Below are 25,923 nucleotides of genomic sequence, written 5' to 3' on the forward strand. Positions count from 1 at the left end.
ATCACATTCAGGTGAAAGTGCTGCCTTTACAATTGAACTAGTGAATTGTCTTTTTTTTGAACGGACAGGAGTGGCCCTGCATGTGGTTTTTAAAAAAAGAAAGCTCTGATGTCGATAATAAAGCCAGAGAGCTGATAGAAAAAGAAAAGAGTTCTGCAAAGATAATCATGGAACTTGCGAAGCAGCATGAATCCATAATAAAGAGTATCAACAGTCAGCTGTCTCAGCTTAATGAGAATGTGTGCAAGCTGTATGATATGGGGCAGAACAGGGAAGATTTTGTCAGGGATCTGAAGGATAAGACTCTTGCCGATGCCAGAAAGGAAGTGCTTGATGTCTGTCATCAGGATCTTGATCTCATAAGTACCATGAAAAGCTGTATGGCCGTAGTGCAGGCTGATGTGGTTGCTCTCAGAAAAATGCATGAAACCTTTATTAAGGGGTTTGACAGCCTGAGAGAACAGATGTCGGCAATCAGAGAATGTACAAGCATAATCTCCTCCGTGTCCAGTCAGACCAATCTTCTGGCGCTGAATGCCACCATTGAGGCCGCAAGAGCCGGCGAACACGGCCGCGGTTTCGCAGTGGTTGCAGGTGAGGTTAAGAAGCTTTCTCTTGACACCGCAGAAGCTTCTTCAAGAATTGATATATGTGTGGATGACTTTACCAACCAGATTAACAATCTCATTGAGGATGCCACGAAGAGTGCCGCAAAGTTCGAAGAAGTCAGCAAGTATACCGAGGAATCCGGTGGAACCTTCCAGCTTTCCATAGACAAGCATGAGGAAATCGCCAACGGTATTTTCTCCTATGTGGACGACACTCTGAAAAATGTTCTTAACAGCGTGCACGAGCACATTGAAAGCGAGAATAAGGATTACGGCATTGAGCATATAATCAGGGATGTGGAGGAAATTTCGTATAAACAGTCTGAACTGGCAAAAAACTATCGTACCTTCAGCAGTTACATCAATGATTTTTCTGCCAGATTGTCCGAACTTAAAAATGCGGGTGAAGATGATACGGATTGATTCCGGAAAGATCCCGTAATCGGTAGTAGGAAGCACTTTCCATGAATGCGGAAGTGCTTTTTTATTTCTTTAAAAATCAGGTCGGAAATAAAAAAGCCTAGAGCAGAGCTCTAGGCACAAAACAACTAAACAATAAGGAGATAAAAACACATAAAAGATGTATTTTGTGCATATATTATATATTTAGCGGGAAAAATGCAAAATGTTTTTGTATTTTGATGAATAATTTTCGAAAAGAATCTAAAATTACCGCAGTTTGATGCTATTTCAGCCTGCAGTTAAGCTGAAATAAAGGAGAATTTCTGGAGGAGCAATGAAGGATTACGATATGTTCTCTGATTACGACGTTTCCGTCGGTAACGGCAATTGTCGGAATGACGGCAGAAGCTCTCCGGAACTGGCTGATCTGGGGCTTTCTCCGAAAATGGCGGAGCCTCATGTTTATTCCGTAAGCGAGCTTAATAATGAAATAGCCGGGCTTTTCGGAAACAGATATGCCGTAACGGTTCAGGGGGAACTCAGCAACTGCGGAAACAACCGCCGCGGAAGTTATTTCTACTGCATCATCAAGGATGCCGAGAATGAACTCAGCGTGGCTTTTCCTTCAGGTGTCATCCAGCATCAGTTTGATCGCATCCGTGACGGCGTTACGGTTGTCATCAGCGGCAGGGTTTCATTTTACAGGCCAAAGGGCAAGGTAACACTGTGGGGCTCCTCCCTTAAAATTCAGGACAGACCGGGAGATCTTTACAGGGCGTTTCTGAAAACGCTGGAGCTGCTCCGTTCTGAAGGTCTGTTCGACATCCAGAGCAAGAAGCCCATTCCCGCAAACATTCACACCGTGGGGATAATCACCTCACCGGACGGCATGGCCGTAAAAGACGTCATCAGAACCATTAAAAGACGCAACCGCTTTATCAATATTGTGGTGTATCCCGCCATTGTTCAGGGCAGCATGGCCGTGCAGAGTATTAAATACGCTCTGTGGTATGCCAACAGACACAATGTCTGTCAGGTGCTGATGGTGGTTCGCGGCGGAGGCAGCGTGGAGGATCTCAGCTGCTTCAATGATGAAGGTCTTGCCCGTTACACCAAAATGTCGGTTATCCCTGTTATCAGCGGCGTAGGTCATGAAGGGGATGTCACCATAATGGATTACATTGCCGACATGCGTGCCTCGACACCGACTGCCGCCGCCGAGATGGTCAGTGCCAGCCTTGATAATTCCATTGAAAGACTTGCCATGCTTAAACGCAGACTGTGGAATGCGGGAACCGGACGCATCGGTTATGAGAGACAGCGTCTGAATGCGGTAAGAGCTGGATTCTGCAACTATGCTCCTGAAAAGAGGCTTTCGGCGGTAAGAACGGGGCTTCAGGAGCTTCAGGGAAGAATGCGTCTTTCACTTATCAGGGCTCTGCAGGTGCGTACAGCCGCGTTCAATGCCGTAAACGAAAGGTTCAACCGCCAGAATCCAAAGAATATCATAACGGAATATTCGGCGAGATGCTCTCTCTCCGGACAGAAGATGCTGCAGCTTATGGAAATGCATCTTAAGGAATTGAGGCACAGACTGGTTTCCGGAGCCTCCCTTCTTAATGCCAACAATCCTTTGAAGATTCTGACTCAGGGGTATTCCGTTACCCTTGATGAATCAGGAAAGGGAGTAACGGTCTCCGGAGTGGGCAGGGGGGATCGCATCAGAACCATCCTGGCAGACGGGGAGATTGTTTCAGAAGTTACTGACACCGTTCCCGGAAATCCGGTCTCTGACGGTGTTGTTTCCGAAAAAGCGTCAGACCTGAAAAAATAACCTGAGCATTTGCTGCTCAGGCTGTTCTGCCGTCGTTTACGCCTATTCAAAAAGTTCCGTCAGCAGATCTCTGTCGAAGAACATCGGCTCGTCTTCTTCGATGATGGTACAGTCAAACTGTTCCAGGGCCCAGCTGTTGATTACCTCCATTGCTCCTGAAGCCATGAGATTCTTTTCGGCACAGAAGCTTTTGAAGTCATTCATGGTAAATTCACCTACCTGCAGCAGTCGTTTCAGCAGAGCCTGGTATTCCGGAGCAAGGAGCTCGAGTACGGCCATGCCTGATACATTTTCAGGTGCGGTCTCTTCATTCTGCTTTTTCCCGGCATTCTTTCCGGAGTCTTCTGTGACGGTCTCCGCTTTCTTTTCCGGAACCTGTGCTGTTTCTGCGGAACTGTATCCGGTGTCGTTTTCAGCAAAGATCGGAGCAAGGATTTCCTGAACCTTCCGGGTTTCCAGAGTGGTCTGGCTGATTAAATCCATATCCAGATTTTCAGGTGAATTAACCTTTGGTATCAGGTCGTCATGATCCGGCAGACCTCCGAAGTATCCGCCTCTTGCCGAAGCGAATTTTCTGATGGTCATTTCATTTTCTTCGATTACCGGTTCCTTGAGCAGTTTGTTCAGGCTGCGCACCGTGCGGTTGAGAAGATCAACCTCTCCGCCGGTTACCAGAATTCTGAACAGTGAGCGGAACAGTCCTTTCTGCAGACCGTCGAATTCGTATCTGTTTTTGTCGGCGGTGTTTTTGAATCTGCAGCGGAGATTGGTACTCATTTTTATTTCGGTGATTCTGGCGACGTAGGTCAGCAGATCGCTTATCTGTTCGTCGCTGTAGTCCTGCAGTTCCTTCAGCTGCTTTCTGCTGATGACGTTGCTGAAAAACTCGTGAATGAGCTTGATGGTCTTGAATCCGGTGCAGGTGTTCAGAATGATGCGGTAAGGAAGAATAAGCTTTCTGTTGTACGGATGCGATTTCAGTTTAAGCTCACCGAAAGTCATGTAGTCGAAGGCGTTTACCACCAGTTCCTCTGATTCAAAACTGAAATTAGGGAATATGGTGACGTCCAGGATGGATGCGCATTCGGAGAAAATGCGGGCGCAGCAGCTGTGATAGGAAATATTCAGATTGAACTGCTGTCTGAGTTCCGCAAAGGAGCTTATATCAGAATTCAGCAGTGTCTTTCTGAAATTTCTCAGGCCGGCGGGAAGCCTGTTTTCTCCCGAGAGACTGTATTCATATATGCGGTAGACAAGATCGTTGCATACGTTGCTTCCCGCACTCCCCAGGTAGGTGAGGAAGGTGTCCTGTTCCTTCTTTATTCTGGTTACGATGCCGTTGACGAGTTCCCGTCCCTTTTCTCCAAGAACCACCTTAGGCGGCAGCATCGGGGCTATAACCTTGTTTTTGAAGGACTTGAGGCTTGGATATCTGTCGGTAAGTTCCACCGGGGTGTCCGTAAACTCAAGTCCCTGCAGAAGTTTGGCCGGAAGCCGTGGATCCTCGGCAATCATGGCATTGAACAGCTTTCTGGCATGACTGTAGAGTACCGGTCTGGCATCTCCCTGAATACGGATGTTGAGATTGTATCCCGGATGGGAAAGAATAAAGCCGCTGAAGATATACGGCAGACTGTTTTCCTGAGTGAGTTTTCCTTCGGAATTCAGTGCTGACAGTCTGTACAGGGCGTAGTCCCTGCATTCAGGGAAAACGCTCAGCATGGTCAGATGACTGTCATATATCTCGTTTCTGTGCATGAAGGCGAATATCGCAATGATGCCGCCGAAATAGTCCAGACTGCTGCGCAGATCGTAGGAGGTGCTGTCGTTTGCTCTCGTGGCATTTCTGAACCAGTTGACCAGTATGATGAAGGTTTTGATGCGTTCCACGTCCGTAAGTCTGCCGCAGAGGGTATCTTCCGCCAGAAGTCTGTATTCAAGGTTGGCGGCAATGAGAATCAGCTGGTCGTTCAGCAGGGGAACGGTGTATGATTTGTTAAGCATGCCTGCCAGATATTTAAGTCCCTGCTCGTTGTCCGACGGCTGAACCGGCTGGTATCTGTATTTGCCTGCCGAATGGATCTGGTGAATGAAAGGACTGCCGTTAAGGGCAAAATCCCAGTGTCTGCTTTCTGCTGCGGCGGATGTCTTTGCCATGTACATATTGGCATCATCCACTGCCATGCCTCCTATGAGAGCCATGTCGTGGCCGGTCTTGAAGGTCAGCATGGAGGAGTCGGTGTAGCCTTCAATGTCGAAATACCTGCGGCAGTGTTCAAGATGAAGATTTATGCTTTTCTGATCCATGCGGCAGACTGATTTGTTTTTGAAAAGAGGTTCAAAACTGCTGAATACGTCGGTGTCTCCGATTTCTCTCTGAAGCAGGGCTGAGAGATTCTTTTCCTGAATGGTTCCGGGAAGAGTGTCGGCGGTGTTTTTGACTCTCGCCCTTCGGGTCATTTCGACAAGCTTTTCCCTGTACGGAGACTGCTCGAAGGTTACCTTGTGTTCGGAAAGGGCGGCCATGCCGCTGATTATTCTGAGATATTTGTTCAGAACGTCCGGATTTTTAATAGGTTTGAGATAGGCCTTTTCCGGATTGAGCTCGTTTATCTGCGGAGCCAGATCTATTATCTGGGAGAAGCAGCTCTGCAGATAACGCTGGGTATCTGCCGGAAAACATTCGTTTTCGATGAAATTCTGCAGAAAATAACGCTGCTCGGTATTAAGAAACGATCCCGGGTTGTTGACCAGAAACAGTGATTCGAATACATGAAGACTTACGGCGAAATTGTTTATTTTGTTTGAGGCCGTTTTGATGCGGTTCTCGAGAATTCTGCCGAGATTGGCGGCTCCGCAGTTCTGACGTGCGGAAACAATGTCGGGATCCCTGTTCAGATCAAAGGCCGGACAGATGCGGAATCTGGTGTTTTCATTAAGCTCAAGAATGTTGCCAGGAGGTGCTATTTCAATTCCGGCGTGTTTTTTGAGTGTGGTTCTGAGCTGTCTGTACAGTTCGGGAAGAGGCTCCTTTGTCAGATCCTTCATTCTGAGGTTCAGCACGATGAAAAGAGAATTGAGATCCGTGGAGATGGAACCCTGTACCCTGACGTCCTCCTCCAGCTTTTCAATGCGTCTGCGGAAGCTCAGGGGCAGAAAGTCCGGATCCTGCACTTCGTTCAGATGGAATCTCTGTGTTTCGGGCACCTGATCTCTATAATCCTGCATGTTTAAGAAAATAGAAGTGTGACGTGCCATAATCTCCATCCTTACGTAAAAAAGTTCTGTACGGTCAAGTACCGGTTAGATGTAATGCAAGCACTGATTATAGCATGTTTTGACTCCTTAAGATATTTGCGCGCCGGCAAAATATGATAAGAAACCGTGGTTTTACGGATGATTCCGGTCAAAGAAAAGCGGAGCCGTCATGTTTTTGCTGTGTGAGAACGACAAAAACCATACCCATTCAAAAATCATTTATACAAATGTGGTATAGTTAAAAGAGGCGGTTTTCAGGGAGGTGTTCCTCATTTTTCTGAACTATCCGCGCTGCCGCACCGGAGGGAAAACTGATTCCGAATGACCGGTGCATGGATGTGACGTTTTTTCATCAAACTGCAGGTATGCGGTCCATGAATATATTTAACGATTTAACAAATGCCGTGAACAGAGGTATCAACCTGATGATGGATCGGGAGATACGTCTCGGGGTAACAGGTCTGTCCAGAGGCGGAAAGACTGCTTTCATAACCTCTCTGGTTAATCTGCTGTCAACCTTCGGAGAGGTCGGAACCGCTGAGCGTCTGCCCAGGTTCACCGCATACGATGCCAAAGGAATATCCTATGGCGGGCTTGCCAGACCGAGAGATCTGAAAGTTGCCGCCTTTCCGTATCAGAATGCCTATGCTTCACTGATTTCAGAACCTCCGGCATGGCCTGAGCCTACCGTCGGCATAAGTGAAATCAGACTTGAACTTGTTTATCGGAACGATGACTGGTTTTCCCTGTCCAAGAAGAATCATTTATACATTGACATATGGGATTATCCCGGGGAATGGCTGATGGATCTGATGCTTCTAAAGCTTGATTATGCAGAATTCAGCGAGAAAATCAGAAAGAGAACGGCCGCACTGTCATCCGTTACCGACATGTCGGAGTGGATTAAGGCCGGTGCCTCTCTTGAAGCCGACAAACCGGTAAGGGAATATGAGCTGCACCGTGTGGTACAGGCCTATACCTCCTGGCTGAAGCAGTGCAAGGAGCAGGGCTTTGCCATGGTGGTGCCTGGACGTTTCGTCCTTCCGGGAGATCTTGCGGGTGCCCCGATTCTTGAATTTGTTCCATGGGTCTGGGACATACCGGAGAACTGCGGTTCCGGCTCCCTGTACCGCACCATGGAGGAACGTTATGAGGCATATCGTGAACAGGTGGTGAGAAAATTCTACCGCGACTGCTTTTCAGGGCTCGACAGACAGATCATTCTCATTGACTGTCTCAAGGCGCTGATGGGCGGCAGGGAAACGTTCATGGACATCAATGACACCTTTGATGTCCTGCTTGAAAATTTCAGCTACGGTAACAGCAGTCTGCTCGGGCGTCTGTTTTCTCCGAAAATAGACAAGGTGATTTTTGCGGCCGCCAAGGCCGATATGGTTACCATGGATCAGTATCCGAATCTTTTGAGTCTGCTTCGTTCCATGGTAAAGCAGGCTTCAACCAGAGTGAGGGCTGACGGATCAAACTGCGAGTTCATGATTCTGTCTGCCATAAGGGCCACTAAATGCATGTATGCGGAACATGAGGGAAAACAGGTGCAGGTTCTGACCACAGACTACTGCGACGAGGCTCCTTTCTTCCCGGGCAGCGTGCCGCCGAAGTGGTCAAGAGAGTGTATGGAGTTTTTCCAGAAGTATTTCGAGATGAGGGATCTGAGACCTCCGAAGATTAATCCTGGAGACGTGATTCCAGAAATCAACATGGACATTCTGCTTCAGTATATTTTAGGTGACAAGCTGTAACGGCTTGAAACAGTATCTGCGGAAAAACAGTAATGAGCAAAGATTTTGATGAAAGCATGAAGGCGGGCTTTAAGCTTAACCCGGGACAGCGTCTTAAGGATGTGCACCCGGATGTCGGAGCTGCCGCTGTCGAAGACAGGAGCAGGGATATCAGTCCCGGGGAGACAATGGTTAAGAGTTTCACTCTTGATTCCTCCGGACATAAACTGGTGGAGGTGGATCAGAGTGATGAGGCTCTTGCAGGGTCTTCCACCGTTCCCATGGAGGAGCAGGAGGATGAACCTGTAGCTCCCGTAAAATTCTGGAGCAGTCCGGTTCTCTGGATACTCATCCTCCTTCTCTGTTACGGCGGTCTTCAGACCTATTCAATTATCAGTTCGGCATTTGCCACCGGTTCAGTTACGGGAATTTTCTGGAGTGTGGTTTTCATTCTGGCCTTTGTGATTTCAGTATTCTGCATTTACCGTGAATTCAGTTCGGTTCTGATGTTCAAGCACGTGGATGAGCACCGCGAGGAGGTGCTTCAGGCATGTGCGTCCGGTTCATTTGCCGATGCCGTGAAAATCTGCAGAAATCTTGCGAAGGATTCCGGTGCGGACAGGAGAAAATGCTGGGAAAGCTTTATGAAAAGACTCCAGCCTCATTTTTCTCCGAGGGAGGTGTTTGATCTGTATGAGGCTTTTGTCCTGAAGGACATGGATGAAAGAGCCAAGAAGGTCATAGTGAAACGTTCACGGGAAAACGGGGTGATAGTGGCTCTGAGTCCTGTGGCCTGGCTGGACATGTTTCTTACTCTTGCCAGGTCTCTGAGAATGATCAGGGAGATTTCCGAGGTATACGGACTCAGTACCGGTGTCTGGGGACGAATGCAGCTCTACCGCAGAGTTGCGAGAAACCTGATTCTCATCGGGATGACCGATCTGGCGACCGATGCGGCCGTTGACGTCATCGGAGCCGGGATTGCCGGAAAGCTCAGTGCGGCTTTAGGCCAGGGTGTGGCTGCAGGGATCTATTCCACCAGACTCGGGTACATGACGGTAAAGGCCGTAAGACCTCTTTCCATAAGCCCGAAGGTTATTACCCTTGCGGAGCTGCGAAAGGATCTCCTTTCAAAGGGAAAAATAAGCGAGCTGATAAAATCTGATAAAGGCAGATAGGCTGATGTCTAAGGTTAAAAGGAGGGGGAATGACAGATAATAATAACGTCCCGGATAAAGGCCCTGTGTCATCTGGAGAGAACATGTGCCATGAACGACATGACGAAAAATCACGCAGGGAGAGAATTCACCGGAGACTCGATGAAATTCTGTCAGACAGGATCTCTGATGAGGACTGTGACGGTCTTCTGGCTCTGATGGAGTCCTATATTAAAGAGAAAAAAGAGACTTCGGCAGAAAAAACTCACAGCAGTGAAGAGCCCGTCTTTAGGGAATCTGCGGTTTCTGAAGATATCGGTGTAAACGTATCAGAAGACCGGCCTGAAGACAGCGGCAGTGCCGCAGAGACACCGGAAGTCGTTTCTTCTCAAAATGCGGTATTCGAAGATGAAGTTTCACCGAAACTTACTGAAAAGACCTGCGCTCGGGAAGATTCCGCGGACGGTTTTTCGTCTGACATCATGAATGACACTCAGACTGCAGGCTTCTCAGGAAATTATTCCTCAGGTGTGAACACGGAAGATGCGAGAGCCCGCAGAAGTTCAGACGGTGAGTTCCTCGAAATGATTACCGGAAAGATGATTGCAGGCATAGGAGCTGCAATCCTGCTGGTGATAGGCTTTGTCATGATAGCCAGAAGCATCCATTTCTCATTCGGTCCGTATGCCAGATTCTTCACCATGCTGGCGTTTTCCGGCGTCATGATTTATTTCGGCGGTTATAAGGCCGACCGGAATGAAAAAGCCTTATCCATTGCCAGACTGAGGCTGGGAAGAGTTACTCTTTCCTCCATCGGTTTCGCTCTCCTGTACGTTACCATGGCGGCAGGTTTTATATATTTTGACATCGTTCCCGGAGGGAGCGGTGCCTGGATATGTTTTCTGGGACTGTGGACTTTCATGCTGACGCATATGACCTTCAGAAGACACGGCGTGTTCAGTCTGATAGCCCAGACGGGAGTAATTGGCAGTATTCCTCTGGTTTCATTCATGGAAAGCAATTCTTTTGTTTTCGCATGCATGCTGATAATGCTGTCCCAGCTGCCGACAATTGCCGTCAGCATCTTCAGAAAGCATCAGTGGTCATTTATGTGCGGAAGTGTCGGTTTTGCCATGGTGTCTCTCTGCGCCGGCGCAGGGTTCCGGACAGGTTCCTCAGGCGGCATGATTCTGGCTCTGGCCGTTTTCGGTCTCATCATGCTGCAGAAGGTGATGATTATTGTAAACTGCTATCAGACGGATGAATCCGGACATCCCGACGGGGAAAACCGGTTCATGACGGGAGTTGCCGCGTCAGCCGGGGCTCTGCTGCTATCTGAATTTTCCGGTCTGCTGATTATCGGTAAAATGTTCGACAGCGTCATTGCGTATACCGCTGTCATAATGTCATCATTCTGTATTCTGATGGTGACGGACAGCCTGCTGTCATCACTCTGCAGAAAAGAAATCTTACGGCACCGTGCCGGAGCTGTCATGAATTCGCTTGCGGTAATGCTGGCAGTGGCTGGATTAACGGTTCCGGATTATTCTCTTCTCATATGGGGGATGGCTCTGGCATTCGGTATAAGGTTCTGCATTGTGTCCGTTATAAAATCACAGACTCCGAATACGACCGATGTCCTCTGCTGTACTTTTCTGGCGATAATTTACATGATGCAGATGAGCATGCGCCATATCATGAATGCTGATTACGGTAATGTACTGCCGGCTCTTTGCGTTGTGGGCGGTACGGCTGCGGTATCAGCCGCGGCATATTATCTGCACATGGTCAGAACCGCGGAAGACAGGTGCGGAGGCGGTTACGTTTCTGTCGTGGAATGTGTTAATGAGAACATCCGAAACGGGCTGAACCAGGTTTTTGGCGAAGGAGCTTCATATTTCAAATACATCGGCGTCAATGTCCTTGTCATTCTCTTTTTTATCTTCTGTTCCATCTGGGTACTGCCTTCAGTCAGACACTACATGTATTCGGATATCCTCTGGTCAGCGATAATCATTTTCGGCGTCATAACACTGTTTCTGATTAAGGGGGCTGATTCCCCGGAAGACGGAACTTCCATGCAGAAAAAGGTGACAGGGGAAAATACCGGATATGTTAAGAATGAATCCGCTGGTGCGGCAGCGGCATACAGTATCGCCGGCGGTCTGACAGGATTTGTCATGACACTCACGGGAACGGCAGTGGGAGGACATTCTGTCGCTGAAAACAGCCTGACCGGATTCACGATGCTTGCCGCGGCGTTTCTTCCCGTGTTCATCTGTCTGTTCGGATTTGCCCGCGACAGGGTTAAGAACCTCAGACTGCTGGTTACCGCAGTTTTCTTTGCCGCGGTCGCCATGCTGGCCGTATGTGTTGAGAATTATCTGCACTGGAGCTGCGGTCTCGGACTTTTTGCGGGAATATGCGGTCTTGTCGCTCTGAAACATGTCGGCAGTTCTTTTGCCTCAGCGCCTGACAGGACTGTTCAGAACACTGTTGCCCAGCGTGAGGATAACAGCTTTTTCTTCAGCGGAATTAAGATAATATCCGTAGCACTTGTCACCTGTTTTTACGGTTTTTACGGTAATCACGGATTTCTGTCATCGCATTTTCATGATTTCCCTGCGGCAGGTACGGCAATCTGGATTTTATACACGGCCGTGCTGGGTATCTGTTATTTCGGGGACGCTCTGAAGAATTTCGGCAGAAAGCTTTCTCCGGCTGCCGTTACCGGGTACACGACGGGAATGTCTGTTTTTCTGCTGCTTGCGGTAAACGGCTTCTTCCATACTCAGACAGCGCTTGTTCTCGCTCTGTACATTCTGTCTGTTCCGGTATACTTCATAAGCTTGCGGTACAGATCGGGGTTCCTCAATATACTGAGTGTTCTGATGCTGTGTGCCGGCAGTGCGCTGGTTTACAGAAATGTTTATCCAGACTGGTCAGAAAGCGGAAGGATGCTTTTCAATACCGCGACTCTCACGGGAACCTTCGGAATTTGGATGCTTACCTGTTTCGGAAAAAATTTCAGGGACGGCTCCGTCCGGTACAGGCTGGCAGCCGACGCCGGCTGCTTCCTTATGTGGTTTGCCATGGTGATTATGGCATATTCCGGACATGTGCATGCAGGTGGCTCATCAGCGGTATCAGTACCTGCGGTACTTCCTCTGTACTGGTGGGTGCCGGTTACCGGATATCTGGTTTTCGGGGGGATGAAAAAGCACATGCTTTCGCTGATACTGGCAGTCTGCACCATGTATCTCTTTGTATACGCGGGGCTGGACGACGGCTGGAGGAACGTGGCCAATACTCTGAGCTATATCCTGGTTGCCGGTGCGGTTATGCTGCTTGTAAGGCCTGTATACCCTAAAGTGTACGGTTTCCTGCTTCCGGGACTTGTGCTCATCTGGATGGCGCTTTTCAGTCTGTATGATGATTTCATTCTGCACATGACGGACCGCAGTGATGTTTACTGGTCCCTGCCGATAATCATGTATCTTGCGTTTGCCTGCATCAGAAAGGATCTGATACCGTTAGTTGCCGCGGTAATAATGATTTTCTTCGGATATCATTTTGATTCCGTACCGGGCTGTTCTCTGTTTACGGTATTCGCCTACGTGATTACCGTCTGGGTAATGAGCGTGGAGATGTCCGGAAAATACAGAATAGCTCATCAGGTTCTTTCTCTGGTGCTTTTATACGCGCTCCTGGTTTACTACCATGATGTCAGAGAATACGGATACGTCTGGATTCTGCTGATTCCTGCCTGCTGGCATTTTCTTGAAGCACTGGTTACCAGATGCCGCTTCAGTTTTTTAAAGGGAGCGGTCCTTACCGTAATGGGTACTTTGGTAATAAGTTTAGGAAAATATTCCGATTCGTTCTATTATCCGATGTTCTTTATACTGCCGGCCGTTCCAGTCATGCTGCTGGTTTACCGGTCCGTTGAGAAATCACGCGACACGTTATACATCAATCTTGCTGCCGCGGCGGCAGCGCTGTATGTCACGGCATCCGTTATGATAAATGCTTTTGACAGCGGTGCTGCAGCATTACAGTCGTTCAGAGATTTTATTTCCGCATACGCCCTGAAGGATATTTTTGAAAAAGGCTGGATTTATGTACTTACGGAATACGGCTTCTTATATGTGCCTGTCCTTCTTGGTCTGCTTTATGTCGTGTTTGCCGTTAACCGAAAGGCTGATGAATTGAGAAAACCTGCGCCTGAATGTTTTCTGGACAGACAGGGGCTGGGATGGCACATGCCGTTATCGGCATTTGCGGCGGGAAAAAAGAGGTATGCCGAAATTATCAGTGTTTTTGCCACCTCCGTGTATGTGAAGTTTCTGGCGGTCATAATGCTTGCCTGTCTGGCGCGCTATCTCGTGCATCTCGGATATGCCCTGAATCTTTCATTATCAGGTATGACAAAGACTGATTTCATGTCTGTCTTTTCACATGACAGTGATTCAATAAAGACCTGGTCGGGAATCGGAACACTGCTTGCGGTAACCGTCTGTTTTGCAGGTGCTTTTTTCACCCGGTACACGAATACGGCTGCCTGTAACGCCGGAAAACTCAGGCTTGTTTACGGAAATTCCATCGAGGATTTTGTAGACAGGGGGAACCTGATTAACCGCAGAATGTGGTACATTACCGAAGTTGTCGCCATGTGCGGCACGTTCATGGGCATTAACTACGGAATCACCAGCCATCATTTCCTGGCTCTTTCAGCTTTTGCCGTAAGCTGCATGATAAGTGTTCCTGTGATGTTTACGGATAGAAAGTTCATTGTTCAGAAGTATTACTACTGCATTGTCAAGTACTTCGGCTTCCTGCTTGCGGCATGCATTACGCTGAATCTCGGAACAGTGGTGTTTACCGTCCTGTCCCTGCTTTCGTCAGCGGTGATGCTGGTCATCGGGTTCAGGTACAGGGTTCCGCTCGTCAGACGTTCGGGACTGTTTATCTGTATATTCTGTGCCACCAAGCTGATTGTTTTTGACGTCAGTTATCATACGGACATCACCAGAGCGTTATCGGTGTTATTTGCTGGTATTGTTCTGCTGGGAATAAGTCTGCTGTACAACTATTTCAGCAGATATGTGGATGAGAACGACAGGTGTCGGCAGGACATGCAATAATCTGTTGAATAAATCATAACTAGATAGTATAATCGCAGTTGGTGAAAGGGTGATTCGGATGAGTTTCCCGAGGTGAACGTCGGATGTTCACTCACTGACAGTTTATGATCGAGAAAGCTCCGGTCAAAAGAGTCCGGAGCTTTTTTTATATATTTATAAAAGTAAAAATATTTAATACTTATGTTTTTATACATATTTTAAATAAAATTTTGTTATTTAAAATATGTATAATTGATAATTTAAAAATGAGAATGTTCTGACCGGTTATTCATAATTGCGAGTGGTTCACATTTTATGAAAATTATCAGGCGGAACTGAATTACAGATAGGAGTTTTTTCATTGGCAACAATAGAACAGAGAGTGGCAGAGCTTGTTGCTCCGGTACTTGAGGAAAAAGGCATTGAACTCTGGGGTGTTAAGCTTATCAATAATCCGAAGCGTACCACTCTGCAGATTTTTATCGACAAGAAGGACGGCGGTGTAACCATTGATGACTGCACGGAAGTGTCTCTGGAACTCAACGGTATCATGGACGTTGAAGATATCTTCAATCATCCGTACTTCCTTGAAGTTTCTTCACCAGGTCTTGACCGTTATCTGTTTACCTTTGAACAGGTATGCGCCTATGTCGGCAAGGAAATGACCGTTGAAGTCAGCATGCCTGTTGCCAACAGACGCCGTTTCAGAGGTCTTCTTGAAAAGACTGAAGGGGATATTCTGTTCCTCAAGGTTGACAATGACGTTTATGAAATTGCCTATCCTAACGTTTCCAAGGCACAGCTGATTCCCGTAATCTGATCGGCCGGACAGGTTTTTGAGGTTCAGGGCAGGAAGTCCTGAATCATAAGATTTTAGAAATATTATTAATTTTTAGGAAATAGTGAAATGTCAAAAGAGATTTTAGCAATAGTTGATACTGTTTCAAACGAAAAGCAGATTGATCGTGATAAGGTTTTTAACGCTCTTGAAGGTGCTTTAGCCATTGCAATCAAGAAGAAGTTTGAAAATCTTGATCCGGACATCAAGGTTGAGATTGACCGCAAGTCAGGTGACTACACCGTTTTAAGACGCTACCTCATTGTTGATACCGACGGTCAGCTTGAAAACCCAACCCGCGAAATCACTCTTGAAGCAGCCAGACTTGATGATGAAAATGCAGTTGCAGGCGATTACGTATGCGACAAGATCGATGATGATCTGTCAAAGGCCGCCAACATTCTTGACGATCGTATCACTGCCACTACCGTAAAGCAGGTTCTTCAGCAGAAGATCCGTGAAGCTGAACGTCAGCAGGTTATCGATGAATTCATCGACAGCGTGGGCAAGCTGGTAATCGGTCTGGTTAAGCACATTTCACGCAACGACATCGCTCTTGACCTCGGCAACGGCGCCATCGCCTCACTGCGTCGTCAGAACATGCTTCCTCGCGATTCATTCCGTGTCGGTGACCGCGTAAGAGGCATCCTGCTTCCAATCAAGGCCGACGGCAAGGGACCTCAGCTTGAAGTGAGCCGTACCAGCAATGATTTCCTCAGAGAACTCCTTACTACCGAAGTTCCTGAAATCGGTGAAGGCCAGCTGGAAATCGTAAATGTTGTACGTGACCCGGGCTACAGAGCCAAGGTTTCAATCAGAGCCAAGGATCGCCGCATTGATCCTAAGGGCGCATGTATCGGCATGAAGGGTTCAAGAATCAAGAATGTTTCCAATGAACTCTGCCAGGAAAACATCGACATCATCATTTACGATGACGATATTTCAAAATACGTAATCAACGCCATGGAACCTGCTGAAGTCAAGCAGGCAATCATCGACAAGGACAAGAAGCTTGTTCAGATCGGTGTTGACAACGATGAAAGAAAGTATGCCAAGGCCATCGGTTCAAACGGCCAGAACGTAAGACTCGCTTCTGCTCTTATCGGTGACGGCTGGCGCATCAATGTTATGACCGCTGATGAGCTGGAAAACAAGCAGCATGCTGAAAAGAACCGTCTGGTAAGCAGTTTCGGTGATATTCTCAACATCGACTCTGACTTCGCTCAGGCTCTTATCGATGCCCGTTTTGATACCATTGAACTGGTTGCATTCTCTGATCCTAAGGTAATCATGCAGGATGTTGACGGTCTCGATGATGAACTCGTTGCAGAACTTCAGAAGGTGGCAAGAGACGCCCTCAAGAACGTATCCACTCCGTCAGGCAAGCAGGTTGATGCAGCTTTAATCAATCTTGACGGCGTTGACAACGCAACCGTTCGCGCTCTCGCCGCCAAGGAAATCGCCACCCTTGACGATCTTGCCGAATGTGCTACGGATGACCTTCTGGACATTCCTGGATTTGATAAGGAAAAGGCAGGCAGTCTGATTATCAAGGCTCGTAACATTGCCTGGAATCTGGACGAACTGGAACAGAAGTAATAGTGCTGGTCGGACGGGAGACCTGTTTTTCCGTCTGAATGAAATCATAGGATTTTCAATACCGGTTGACAGTATCTGACAGGTAAAGATGTTTTAAATTTATCAGACAGTTTAAACCGGCAGGTATGCGGGGATAACCGGTCAGGTCGGAAAGGAAAGACAGCATGAGAGTCCTTAATGTTTTCAGTGAGATCAGTTGTTAACCATATAGTTTTAAGTGAATAAATATGACAGAAGAGAAAAATAAAGAAGAAGGTAAGAAGTTAACCCGTTTAAGTCGCAAGCCAAGCGGGAAGAGCAGTTCAAAGACCGGCAGTTCTTCTGAAATTGTTGTTAAGCGTTCTGCTCCGTCTGCCAACGAAATGTTGTTAAGAGAAGAAGCCGAAGCCAGAAGAAAGGAAGAAGAAGCCCGCGCAAAGGCTGAAGCTGACGCCAGAAAGAAGCAGGAAGAGGCCCGCAGAAAGGAAGAGGCCGAAGCGAAGAAGAAGGAAGAGGAAGCCCGCAGAAAGGCTGAAGCTGAAAACAAGAAGAAGACTGCAGACAATTCAGCTGAAAAGGAAGCCCGCAGAAAGAAGGAAGCCGAATCTCTGGAACTCCGCAGAGCCCAGGAACAGGAAGCTCTCCGCAAGATTGAAGAAGAATCACGCCGTGCAGCTGAAGCCGCAGCCAGAGAAGTTGAAGAAAATCAGAAGCGCTGGGACGAAGAAGATGCCGCACGTCAGGCAATGGAAGATTCAATTGATGACGATTCAACTTCACGCTACGTAAAGGAAGCTGAAGAAGAACAGGACCGCGAAGAGGAAAACAGAAACCGTCGCAAGTCCGCCGGCACCAAGATGCGTTCAGGCAAGAATGCACGTTCTGAAGATGAACATGACGACAAAATGTCCAGCAAGAAGAACGCCAAGCACCAGAAGAAGTTCAAGGGTTCAGCAAAGCTCAACCAGCAGATGCACGCCTTCAACAAGCCTGTTGCTCCGGTTACCAGAGACATCGTTATCGGTGAAACCATCACCGTTGCCGAACTGGCTCAGAAGATGGCCGTAAAGGCTTCTGAAGTAATCAAGGTGTTCATGAAGCTCGGTGAAATGGTAACCATTAACCAGGTTATCGATCAGGAAGCCGCTACACTTGTTGCTGAAGAAATGGGGCACAAGGTTGTGGTACGCAAGGAAAACGAACTTGAAGAAGAACTTCTCAACGATCGTGACGTAACCAACAATGCCGAACCTAGAGCTCCTGTTGTTACCATCATGGGTCACGTAGACCACGGTAAGACCTCTCTGCTCGACTATATCCGCAAGACCAAGGTTGCTTCAGGTGAAGCCGGCGGTATTACCCAGCATATCGGTGCATACCATGTACAGACCAACAAGGGTGATACCATCACCTTCCTGGATACTCCGGGTCATGCCGCATTTACCGCAATGCGTGCCCGCGGTGCCGCAGCTACCGATATCGTGGTTCTGGTTGTAGCAGCCGATGACGGCGTAATGCCTCAGACCATCGAAGCTATTCAGCACGCCAAGGCAGGTAACGTGCCTATCGTTGTAGCCATCAACAAGATTGATAAGCCGGCTGCCGATCCTACCCGCGTAATCAACGAACTCCTCCGTCACGGCATCGTGTCTGAAGAAATGGGCGGTGACACCCAGTTCGTACGCGTATCAGCCAAGACCGGTCAGGGTATCGATGAACTTCTTGACGCCATTATTCTTCAGGCTGAAGTTCTTGAACTCAAGGCCGTATACGAAGGCATGGCATCAGGCGTGGTTATCGAATCACGTCTCGACAAGGGCCGCGGTCCGGTCGCTTCCGTACTCATCAAGCAGGGTACCCTCCACGTAGGTGATATCGTTCTCTGCGGTCTTGAATACGGTAAGGTTCGTGCAATGAAGGACGAACTCGGCAGAAACGTTGAATCCGCAGGTCCGTCAATTCCAGTGGAAATCCTCGGTTTAAGCGGTGTACCTGTAGCAGGTGATGAAGCTACCGTGGTAAGAGATGAAAAGAAGGCCCGTGAAGTTGCCAACTACCGTCAGGGTAAGTTCAGGGAAATTAAGATTGCCCGTCAGCGCAAGGCCAAACTTGACAACATGTTCAAGGAAGGTACCGCTTCAGAACTCAGCATTGTGCTCAAGGCTGACGTTCAGGGTTCCGTTGAAGCAATCAGTGATTCCCTCATCAAGCTGTCCACCGATGAAGTTAAGGTTAACATCATCTACGGTGCCGTCGGCGGTATTACCGAAACCGATGCGACCCTGGCCGCAGCATCCTCAGCAATCATTCTGGGCTTCAACGTCCGTCCTGACAATGCAGCCAGAAAGGTAATTGAATCCAACAGCATTGACGTTCGCTACTACAGCGTTATTTACGACCTGATTGACGAAGTTAAGCAGGCAATGAGCGGTCTTCTCGGTTCAGAAATCAAGCAGCAGATCATCGGTATGGCTGAAGTACGTCAGGTGTTCAAGCATCCTAAGTTCGGTCAGATTGCAGGCTGTATGGTAACTGAAGGTCTCATCAAGCGTTCTGCTCCTATCCGCGTGCTTCGTGACAACGTGGTAATCTTCGAAGGTGAACTTGATTCCCTCCGTCGCTTCAAGGATGACGTGAGCGAAGTTACCAACGGTTTCGAATGCGGTATCGGCGTGAAGAACTACAATGACGTTCGCGAAGGCGACCAGATCGAAGTGTTTGAAAACATTGAAGTTAAACGTACTCTTGACTAACGTTCGGTATTAAACGGGAGGGAATGCTCCTCCCGTTGCCGAACGTATGCATGAGTATTTTTGAGGAGAAAATACGTCTTAATGGCAAAAGAATTTAGTCGTGCGGATCGCGTCGCACAGCAGATGAAGAGAGAAATCGCGGTTCTGCTGCAGCGTGAATTCAAGGATCCGCGTGTCAAGATGGCAACTGTAAGTGACGTAAGGGTTTCAGGTGACCTGTCTTACGCCAAGGTTTACGTTACCTTCCTGAATTTTAATAATGATGAAGCTGAAGTTAAGGAAGCAATAAAGGTTCTCAACAGAGCCAAAGGCTTTTTCAGAGGTCAGATCGGTCATCTGATGAAGCTCAGAATTGTTCCTGATATTTCTTTTTATTACGATAAATCACTGGATACCGGTATGAGACTTTCAAGTCTGATTACCTCAACCATCGCTCATGACAAGGCTTTAAGCAGGGAATTCGGCACTGAAGCTGAAGAAAATGCCGCAGAAGCCGCGGAAAATGAACAGAATCTTGAAGAAGAGGATTAAAGAAAAAACAAAATGCCACGACGAAGTAAGCGTGATATCAGCGGTATACTGCTGTTAAACAAGCCACAGGGAATCACTTCAAACGATGCCATGATCAGAATCAGAGGGATTTTCCATGCTCAGAAGGCCGGTCATACCGGGGCTCTGGATCCGCTGGCAACAGGCATGCTGCCGATTTGTCTGGGGGAAGCAACCAAATTCGCCCAGTTCCTGCTGGATTCCGACAAGGAGTATGAGGTAACGGCCAGATTCGGTCAGAGAACCACCACCAGTGATGCCGAAGGTGAACTGGTGAGCTCTTCTCCGGTGCATTTTTCAAAGGCTGAACTGCTTAAGGCCATGGCCGGTCTTACCGGTACCATCGAGCAGGTTCCAAGTATCTACTCTGCCTTAAAGTACCAGGGACGCCCTTATTACGAATATGCCCGCAAGGGAATTGATATTCCGAGAGAAGCCCGTACCATTACCATCTACAGCTTTGATCTTGAGGATGATTTTGAAGTGGCGGAAGGCGATATCTTTGATATCCGCATGAAAGTGAGCTGCTCCAAGGGAACCTATATCAGAACCCTGATTGATGATCTGGGTGAGGTTCTCGGCTGCGGTGCTCATGTAATCCGTCTGAACAGAACCAGGGTGAGTACTTATCCGGTTGACAGAATGGTTTCCTTCGAGGACCTGAATGCCATCGTTGATGAGGCACACAGCAAGGGGTTAACCGCTTTTTCTACACTTGATAATCTGCTTCTTCCGGTTGATACCGCAGTATCGGCTCTTCCTGAGATTGAACTGGATGAGATTCAGGGCAGGGACATCATGATGGGCAAGCGCATCAAGGTTACTCCGGTTAACATGCTGACTTCCGATCTTCAGCCTATAAGAATCTATGTCGGTCTGAATGACGGAAGTGACCGCAGATTCATCGGTGTCGGTGAAATCAGGTATGACCATTTGGCTCCGAAGAGACTTATATCCACGGCAAAACTTGATGACGTGGCAGAGCTTGTTTCCGAGGAAATCTTCGAATAGCCCTGAAACGCAGTTTCAGGAATAATGTCAAACTCCGGATACCCGCAGGATATCCGGAGTTTTTTATGCGTGTGATGCTGTAGAACGCTCGAAAAAGATTTGAAAAGAAAATCGGATAGAGCTTTACATTGCAGAGAACATCTGCTGCGAAATCGTGTCCTGATGCAATAGGATAGCTCGTTAAGCCGCACTACTGAAAGAATTTGTCTGTCGGCAGGAAGCAGTCACTGTTCCTTCATCTGAAAAGCATGTCTACTGTGTCAGCAGGTGGCTGCTTAAAATTTCCGAGAATCCTGTAAGGGCCAATTCACGCTTCATGCTCGTTCCGTATTGACGCCTCCGTTTATGGAAGTGCTCACATGCCTCGGAAAGAAGGGAATTCTTTTGCCGGAGTGCGGGAAAATATGGTAAAGATTGCAGGAAAGGCTGTTTTTTTAGGAGAGCAGAATTCATGAGGTGGTGACGATATCTTTCGGAATGATGTTCGGAAGGATATCGATAATAATTTGACATCCTTCCGAATAATGTTTATGCTGTGGTAAATGACCGATGCAATTGGAGAATGCCTATATGAAATCCTGTAAGGAAATGTCTGCAGTATGGAGTATATCAGAACGCAGAGTAAGGGAATTCTGCGAGGAAGGAAAGATTCCGGGGGCTGTTAAACTCGGAAGACAGTGGCAGATACCTGACGGAGCAGAGCGCCCCGCTGACAGTCGCATAGTTACCGGGAGATACGTTAAGTCTGGTGGGGCGAACGGCAGAAAACCGCTTCCGGTCGGGATTTCTGATTATATCCGGGCGCAGTCTGAATACTATTATGTGGACAAAACTCTTTTAATCAGGGATTTTCTGGATCGCAAAGCTCTTGTATCGTTGTTTACGAGACCAAGAAGATTCGGAAAGACTCTGAACATGGATATGCTGAGAGTCTTTTTTGAAATATCGGATGAGGATACGGGCCGGTATTTTGCTGACAAAGCCATTTGGCAGTGTGGCGAGGAGTACAGGTGCCATCAGGGAAAATATCCCGTAATTTTTCTGACATTTAAAGACGTTAAATATGATTCTTGGCAAGCAACGTTTGCAAAGATCTCTGGATTGCTTCAGGAAGAATTCGGGAGACACTCCGAACTTGGAAACAGTGACAGGCTTGCTAAATATGAGAAGGAATATTTTGAGAAGGTTCTGAATGGTGAGGCTGATGAAGTAGAACTTTCCTCATCTCTTCAAAAACTGTCAAAAATGCTTACCGTTCATTACAACAAGGCTCCAATCATCATTATTGACGAGTACGATACTCCGATTCAGGAAGGATATTCGAAAGAGTTTTATGATGAGATTGTGGGATTTATGAGGAATTTTTTTTCCGGTGCATTCAAAGATAACAGTAACCTGTCATATGGTTTCCTTACCGGTATCTTAAGAATAGCGCAGGAGAGTATATTCAGTGGTCTGAACAATCTGGCTGTCAGTTCGGTCATGGATGAGGAGTACGACGGTTATTTCGGGTTCACTAAACAGGAAGTTGGAGAAATGCTTTCTTACTACGGAGCCTCTGACAAAGCTGATGAGCTTAGGAATTGGTATGACGGCTATTTTTTCGGAAGTAAGGAAATATATAACCCATGGTCAGTAATCAATTATCTTTCCAAGGGATGTCTGCCACAGGCATATTGGGTGAACACCGGAAAAAATGAAGTTCTGGAAGATGTTTTGGATGCGGCAACGGATGATATCTCTGAAAAACTGTATTCACTTCTTCGTGGCGAACCTGTTATTGCTAGAATCGATCAGAACGTCGTGTACAGATCTTTAGCAGATGATCCTGCTAACATCTACAGCCTGCTTTTGGTTGCCGGCTATCTGAAAACCGTGAAGAAGGTTCTTCAGGGAGATGGAGCCTGGCTGTGTGAGGTTGCCATTCCAAACAGAGAGACTGCTGCAGTATATAAAAGTGAAATTCTTTCACATCTTATGCAGATTGGTGCGATGAGGAGAGCTACGGCCAACAAGATTGCAGAAAGCCTCTATGCACGGGACACAAAGAAACTTCAGGACGGAATCGAAGAGTATATGAAGAACAGCATCAGTTTCTATGATGCAGGTGCTGAAGGGTTTTATCATGGCCTGGTTCTTGGTTTAATCGCATTGATGGATAATCAATACAGGATCAGATCCAACAGGGAATCCGGTGACGGACGATATGATATCTGCATGATTCCGAGAGATAATAAGTATCCCGCTATACTAATGGAACTGAAATGGAATAAAGAACTGAATGAAGAGAATCTGGATGCGTTATCCGCAGAGGCTCTTAATCAGATAAACGTAAAAGGTTATGATGCCGAAATAAGAACTGAAGGTATAGCTGACAACATAAAATTCGGGATTGCCTTTTCAGGAAAAAAGGTCAAGATACGAACGGAATAAATTGCGGCATAACATATCTTCCTAATTCCTTTTTTTATCCTATGAATCAGTATGGTAGTGATGTTAGATGTTTAACAGAGTGTTCAATGATTTATTTTGATTGCCTGAAATACGTATTGAAATTACCGTTGTTCGGAAAAGCGGTGATGAAAAGAATTCTGTACTTAATTCCTGTCGGGATATTACGGACTAAATAATAAAAGGCATTATTGATAACAGCTTTGAATCTCTGACGGTAAATTATAAATTTACCGGATGTCGGAAAAAAAAGCGAAAGTCTGGAAAAAACGAGGCTTCAGGCATGATAGTGAAAAATCATGTCAGGGTGTGACATAAAATTCGTGTATTCCTGTTAAGTCTGTTAATATGCTTTGGCGGAGTGACAAAAGCTCCCCCGGGGAACTGACTTTCGGCAGTTCCCATATTCGTGCTGTTCATGATTTTTTCCTTAAAATACTCCGGTGCGTCAGATGTCGCACCGGAGTTTAGACTTACCGCGGACCGTAATTAACGTCCGCGGTTTTTAAGATGCGCCTAATTAGCGCTTGGTTGCAGCCTTCATTTCTGAAACGAATTTCTTCAGGGCTTCGTAGGTGGCGTCGATGTCGCCCAGATGTTCTGAAACAATCTTAACCAGAGCACTGCCGCTGATTGCACCGTCAGCACCGTCGGCAATAGCCTGCTTAACATGTTCAGGCTTGCTGATACCGAAGCCGAGGAGTGCAGGAGGAGCACCGTTTTCCTTCAGGAATTTAACGATATGGGAAATAGGCTTGCCTGCTTCCTTTTCCACCCCGGTAACACCTGCTCTGCTCAGCAGGTAGATGTAGCCGTGGCAGTTCTTTGCAATCTTGCTGAGAGTTTCGTCATCAGCGTTAGGCGGAGCCAGCATAACAAGATCAACACCGTTCTTCTTGGCCTCATCCTGCCATACAGGTTCCATTTCAATCATCTGAAGAGGAACGTCAGGAATCAGGACTGAATCAACACCGCTTTCGGCACAGAGCTTGAAGAAGGTATCAATGCCGGGAGCGAATACCAGATTCACGTACATCAGAAGACCGATAGGGGTATCAGGGTACTTGGCTCTGACCTTCTTGATTACTTCAAAACAGTTAACGGTATTGGCACCGCTGTTCAGGGCTCTGCGGTCTGACTGCTGAATGGTAGGACCGTCAGCACCCGGATCAGAGAAAGGAATACCGAGTTCAAGAGCATCGGCACCGCCGTCAATCAGGGCGCTTAATACCTTGAATGAATCTTCAACTGTCGGGTCACCGATAGTCATAAAAGGAACGAAAGCACCTTCGTTCTTAGCCTCTAAGCGGGCAAATAATTTTTCATAACGACTCATTAAAATTCTCCACGTTCCTTAAGAATGTTAGCTACAGTAAAGATATCCTTATCACCGCGACCGGACAGGTTAACCAGAATGGTCTGTTCCTTTTCCGGATTTGCTCTGGCTTCCTTAAGAGCCCATGCCAGTGCGTGAGAAGATTCAAGTGCCGGAATAATACCTTCGTGAAGTGATAATTCCTTGAAGGCGTTGAGAGCTTCTTCATCGGTAACTGAGTTGTATTCGGCACGGCCGATATCCTTGAGGTAGGCGTGTTCAGGACCTACTGAAGGGAAGTCCAGACCTGCAGAGATGGAGTGAGATTCGTGAATCTGACCGTACTTGTCCTGCATGTTGTATGAACGTGCGCCGAAGAAGATACCCTTTGCACCGTGACCTAACGGAGCACCGTGCTTGCCGGTTTCGATACCGTAGCCTGCAGGTTCCACGCCAACGAGACGTACGCCTTCTTCCTTAACGAAGTCGGTGAATACGCCGATTGCGTTTGAACCGCCGCCTACGGCAGCCACTACGATGTCAGGGAGCTTGTTGTTTTCAAATTCCTTGAACTGCTGCTTTGCTTCTTCACCGATAATCTTCTGGAAGTACTTAACGATTGAAGGGAAAGGATGCGGACCTGCGGCGGTACCGAGCATGTAGTGGGTGTTTTCGAAAGAACCTGACCAGTCGCGGAGTGCTTCGGTGCAGGCTTCCTTCAGAGTGGCAATACCTGTGGTTACAGGTACAACTTCAGCACCCATAAGTCTCATTCTGAATACGTTTGGTTCCTGACGCTTAACGTCAACAGCACCCATGTAAATGCGGCACTTAAGACCGAAAAGGGCGCATACGATGGAAGTTGCCACACCGTGCTGACCGGCACCGGTTTCGGCGATGATGCGGGTCTTGCCCATTCTCTTGGCAAGAAGAGCCTGACCGAGTACCTGGTTGGTCTTGTGAGCACCGCCGTGCATCAGATCTTCACGCTTTAAGTAGATCTTGGTCTTGGTGCCCTTGGTGATGTTTCTGCAGAGAGTCAACGGAGTAGGACGGCCTGCATAGTTGTAGAGCAGGTCACTCAGCTCAGCCTTGAAAGTTGGATCGTCCTTGTACTGTACGAATGCTTTTTCAAGCTGTAAAAGAGCCGGTACAAGGATCTGGGGTACGTACATACCGCCATATTCACCGAAAAACGGATTTAAAAGAGTTTCTGTAGACATTTCTTTTTAATTTCCTTTATTTAACAATTTTTTTCGGCACGCTTTTTCATGAATGCGGAAGCGTGCCACGTTTCTATTCTTCTG

At 47.4% G+C, this 25,923-nt stretch carries 14 protein-coding genes; 11 read left to right on the plus strand and 3 right to left on the minus strand.

Annotation, left to right across the window (positions count from 1 at the left end):
* The first annotated feature begins 80 nt into the window (after window positions 1-80).
* Window positions 81-1,031, plus strand: a complete 951-nt coding sequence (locus BMY80_RS12665; protein ID WP_093140172.1) for a methyl-accepting chemotaxis protein — start codon at window positions 81-83, stop codon at window positions 1,029-1,031.
* 313 nt (window positions 1,032-1,344) lie between these two features.
* Entirely contained in the window at window positions 1,345-2,844 is a 1,500-nt protein-coding gene (xseA, locus tag BMY80_RS01280; RefSeq protein ID WP_093140174.1) for an exodeoxyribonuclease VII large subunit, read from the plus strand.
* Between the two features lie 42 nt (window positions 2,845-2,886).
* Here xseA and BMY80_RS01285 read toward each other — a convergent pair whose 3' ends face one another.
* Window positions 2,887-6,102 (minus strand): tellurite resistance TerB C-terminal domain-containing protein, encoded by a 3,216-nt coding sequence (locus tag BMY80_RS01285; RefSeq protein WP_177178462.1) that lies wholly within the window; start codon window positions 6,100-6,102, stop codon window positions 2,887-2,889.
* 374 nt (window positions 6,103-6,476) lie between these two features.
* Between BMY80_RS01285 and BMY80_RS01290 the strand changes: the two genes are divergently transcribed.
* The 9 genes from BMY80_RS01290 to BMY80_RS01330 all read left to right on the plus strand — a co-directional run bounded on the left by BMY80_RS01290 (window position 6,477) and on the right by BMY80_RS01330 (window position 23,283).
* A complete protein-coding gene (locus BMY80_RS01290) occupies window positions 6,477-7,862 on the plus strand; it encodes a YcjX family protein (protein WP_093140180.1) in 1,386 nt (461 codons plus the stop codon).
* Between the two features lie 32 nt (window positions 7,863-7,894).
* Window positions 7,895-9,019 (plus strand): TIGR01620 family protein, encoded by a 1,125-nt coding sequence (locus BMY80_RS01295; protein ID WP_093140182.1) that lies wholly within the window; start codon window positions 7,895-7,897, stop codon window positions 9,017-9,019.
* A 29-nt stretch (window positions 9,020-9,048) separates the two neighbouring features.
* On the plus strand, window positions 9,049-14,142 hold the full coding sequence (locus tag BMY80_RS01300; RefSeq protein ID WP_093140185.1) for a hypothetical protein: 5,094 nt from the start codon (window positions 9,049-9,051) through the stop codon (window positions 14,140-14,142).
* Window positions 14,143-14,482: 340 nt separating this feature from the next.
* Complete coding sequence (locus BMY80_RS01305) at window positions 14,483-14,941, plus strand: ribosome maturation factor RimP (RefSeq protein ID WP_031579694.1); 459 nt, start codon at window positions 14,483-14,485, stop codon at window positions 14,939-14,941.
* Between the two features lie 87 nt (window positions 14,942-15,028).
* Entirely contained in the window at window positions 15,029-16,558 is a 1,530-nt protein-coding gene (nusA, locus tag BMY80_RS01310; protein WP_031579693.1) for a transcription termination factor NusA, read from the plus strand.
* Window positions 16,559-16,785: 227 nt separating this feature from the next.
* Entirely contained in the window at window positions 16,786-19,290 is a 2,505-nt protein-coding gene (gene infB, locus BMY80_RS01315; RefSeq protein ID WP_093140187.1) for a translation initiation factor IF-2, read from the plus strand.
* An 81-nt stretch (window positions 19,291-19,371) separates the two neighbouring features.
* Entirely contained in the window at window positions 19,372-19,821 is a 450-nt protein-coding gene (gene rbfA / locus BMY80_RS01320; protein WP_031579691.1) for a 30S ribosome-binding factor RbfA, read from the plus strand.
* Between the two features lie 12 nt (window positions 19,822-19,833).
* Complete coding sequence (truB, locus tag BMY80_RS01325) at window positions 19,834-20,850, plus strand: tRNA pseudouridine(55) synthase TruB (protein WP_093140190.1); 1,017 nt, start codon at window positions 19,834-19,836, stop codon at window positions 20,848-20,850.
* A 570-nt stretch (window positions 20,851-21,420) separates the two neighbouring features.
* Window positions 21,421-23,283 carry an AAA family ATPase gene (locus BMY80_RS01330; RefSeq protein WP_093140193.1) on the plus strand — a complete coding sequence of 621 codons (1,863 nt, stop codon included), beginning with the start codon at window positions 21,421-21,423 and terminating at the stop codon, window positions 23,281-23,283.
* Between the two features lie 538 nt (window positions 23,284-23,821).
* On the opposite strand, the gene trpA is transcribed toward BMY80_RS01330, so the two are convergent.
* Both trpA and trpB read right to left on the minus strand, forming a co-directional pair.
* Window positions 23,822-24,637: a tryptophan synthase subunit alpha gene (trpA, locus tag BMY80_RS01335; RefSeq protein ID WP_093140195.1), complete on the minus strand. Its 816-nt coding sequence runs from the start codon at window positions 24,635-24,637 to the stop codon at window positions 23,822-23,824.
* Complete coding sequence (gene trpB / locus BMY80_RS01340) at window positions 24,637-25,839, minus strand: tryptophan synthase subunit beta (RefSeq protein ID WP_031580003.1); 1,203 nt, start codon at window positions 25,837-25,839, stop codon at window positions 24,637-24,639. Before trpB ends, trpA begins: the two co-directional genes overlap by 1 nt.
* Window positions 25,840-25,923 lie beyond the last annotated feature (84 nt).

The organism is Ruminobacter amylophilus, assembly GCF_900115655.1.
GTDB classification, from domain to species: Bacteria; Pseudomonadota; Gammaproteobacteria; order Enterobacterales; family Succinivibrionaceae; genus Ruminobacter; species Ruminobacter amylophilus.

Excerpts from the sequence above, each read along its gene's own strand:
- BMY80_RS12665 (WP_093140172.1), top strand. The coding sequence starts at position 81 with ATGTGGTTTTTAAAAAAAGAAAGCTCTGATGTCGATAATAAAGCCAGA.
- xseA (WP_093140174.1), top strand. The coding sequence starts at position 1,345 with ATGAAGGATTACGATATGTTCTCTGATTACGACGTTTCCGTCGGTAAC.
- BMY80_RS01285 (WP_177178462.1), bottom strand. The coding sequence starts at position 6,102 with ATGGCACGTCACACTTCTATTTTCTTAAACATGCAGGATTATAGAGAT.
- BMY80_RS01290 (WP_093140180.1), top strand. The coding sequence starts at position 6,477 with ATGAATATATTTAACGATTTAACAAATGCCGTGAACAGAGGTATCAAC.
- BMY80_RS01295 (WP_093140182.1), top strand. The coding sequence starts at position 7,895 with ATGAGCAAAGATTTTGATGAAAGCATGAAGGCGGGCTTTAAGCTTAAC.
- BMY80_RS01300 (WP_093140185.1), top strand. The coding sequence starts at position 9,049 with ATGACAGATAATAATAACGTCCCGGATAAAGGCCCTGTGTCATCTGGA.
- nusA (WP_031579693.1), top strand. The coding sequence starts at position 15,029 with ATGTCAAAAGAGATTTTAGCAATAGTTGATACTGTTTCAAACGAAAAG.
- infB (WP_093140187.1), top strand. The coding sequence starts at position 16,786 with ATGACAGAAGAGAAAAATAAAGAAGAAGGTAAGAAGTTAACCCGTTTA.
- rbfA (WP_031579691.1), top strand. The coding sequence starts at position 19,372 with ATGGCAAAAGAATTTAGTCGTGCGGATCGCGTCGCACAGCAGATGAAG.
- truB (WP_093140190.1), top strand. The coding sequence starts at position 19,834 with ATGCCACGACGAAGTAAGCGTGATATCAGCGGTATACTGCTGTTAAAC.
- BMY80_RS01330 (WP_093140193.1), top strand. The coding sequence starts at position 21,421 with ATGAAATCCTGTAAGGAAATGTCTGCAGTATGGAGTATATCAGAACGC.
- trpA (WP_093140195.1), bottom strand. The coding sequence starts at position 24,637 with ATGAGTCGTTATGAAAAATTATTTGCCCGCTTAGAGGCTAAGAACGAA.
- trpB (WP_031580003.1), bottom strand. The coding sequence starts at position 25,839 with ATGTCTACAGAAACTCTTTTAAATCCGTTTTTCGGTGAATATGGCGGT.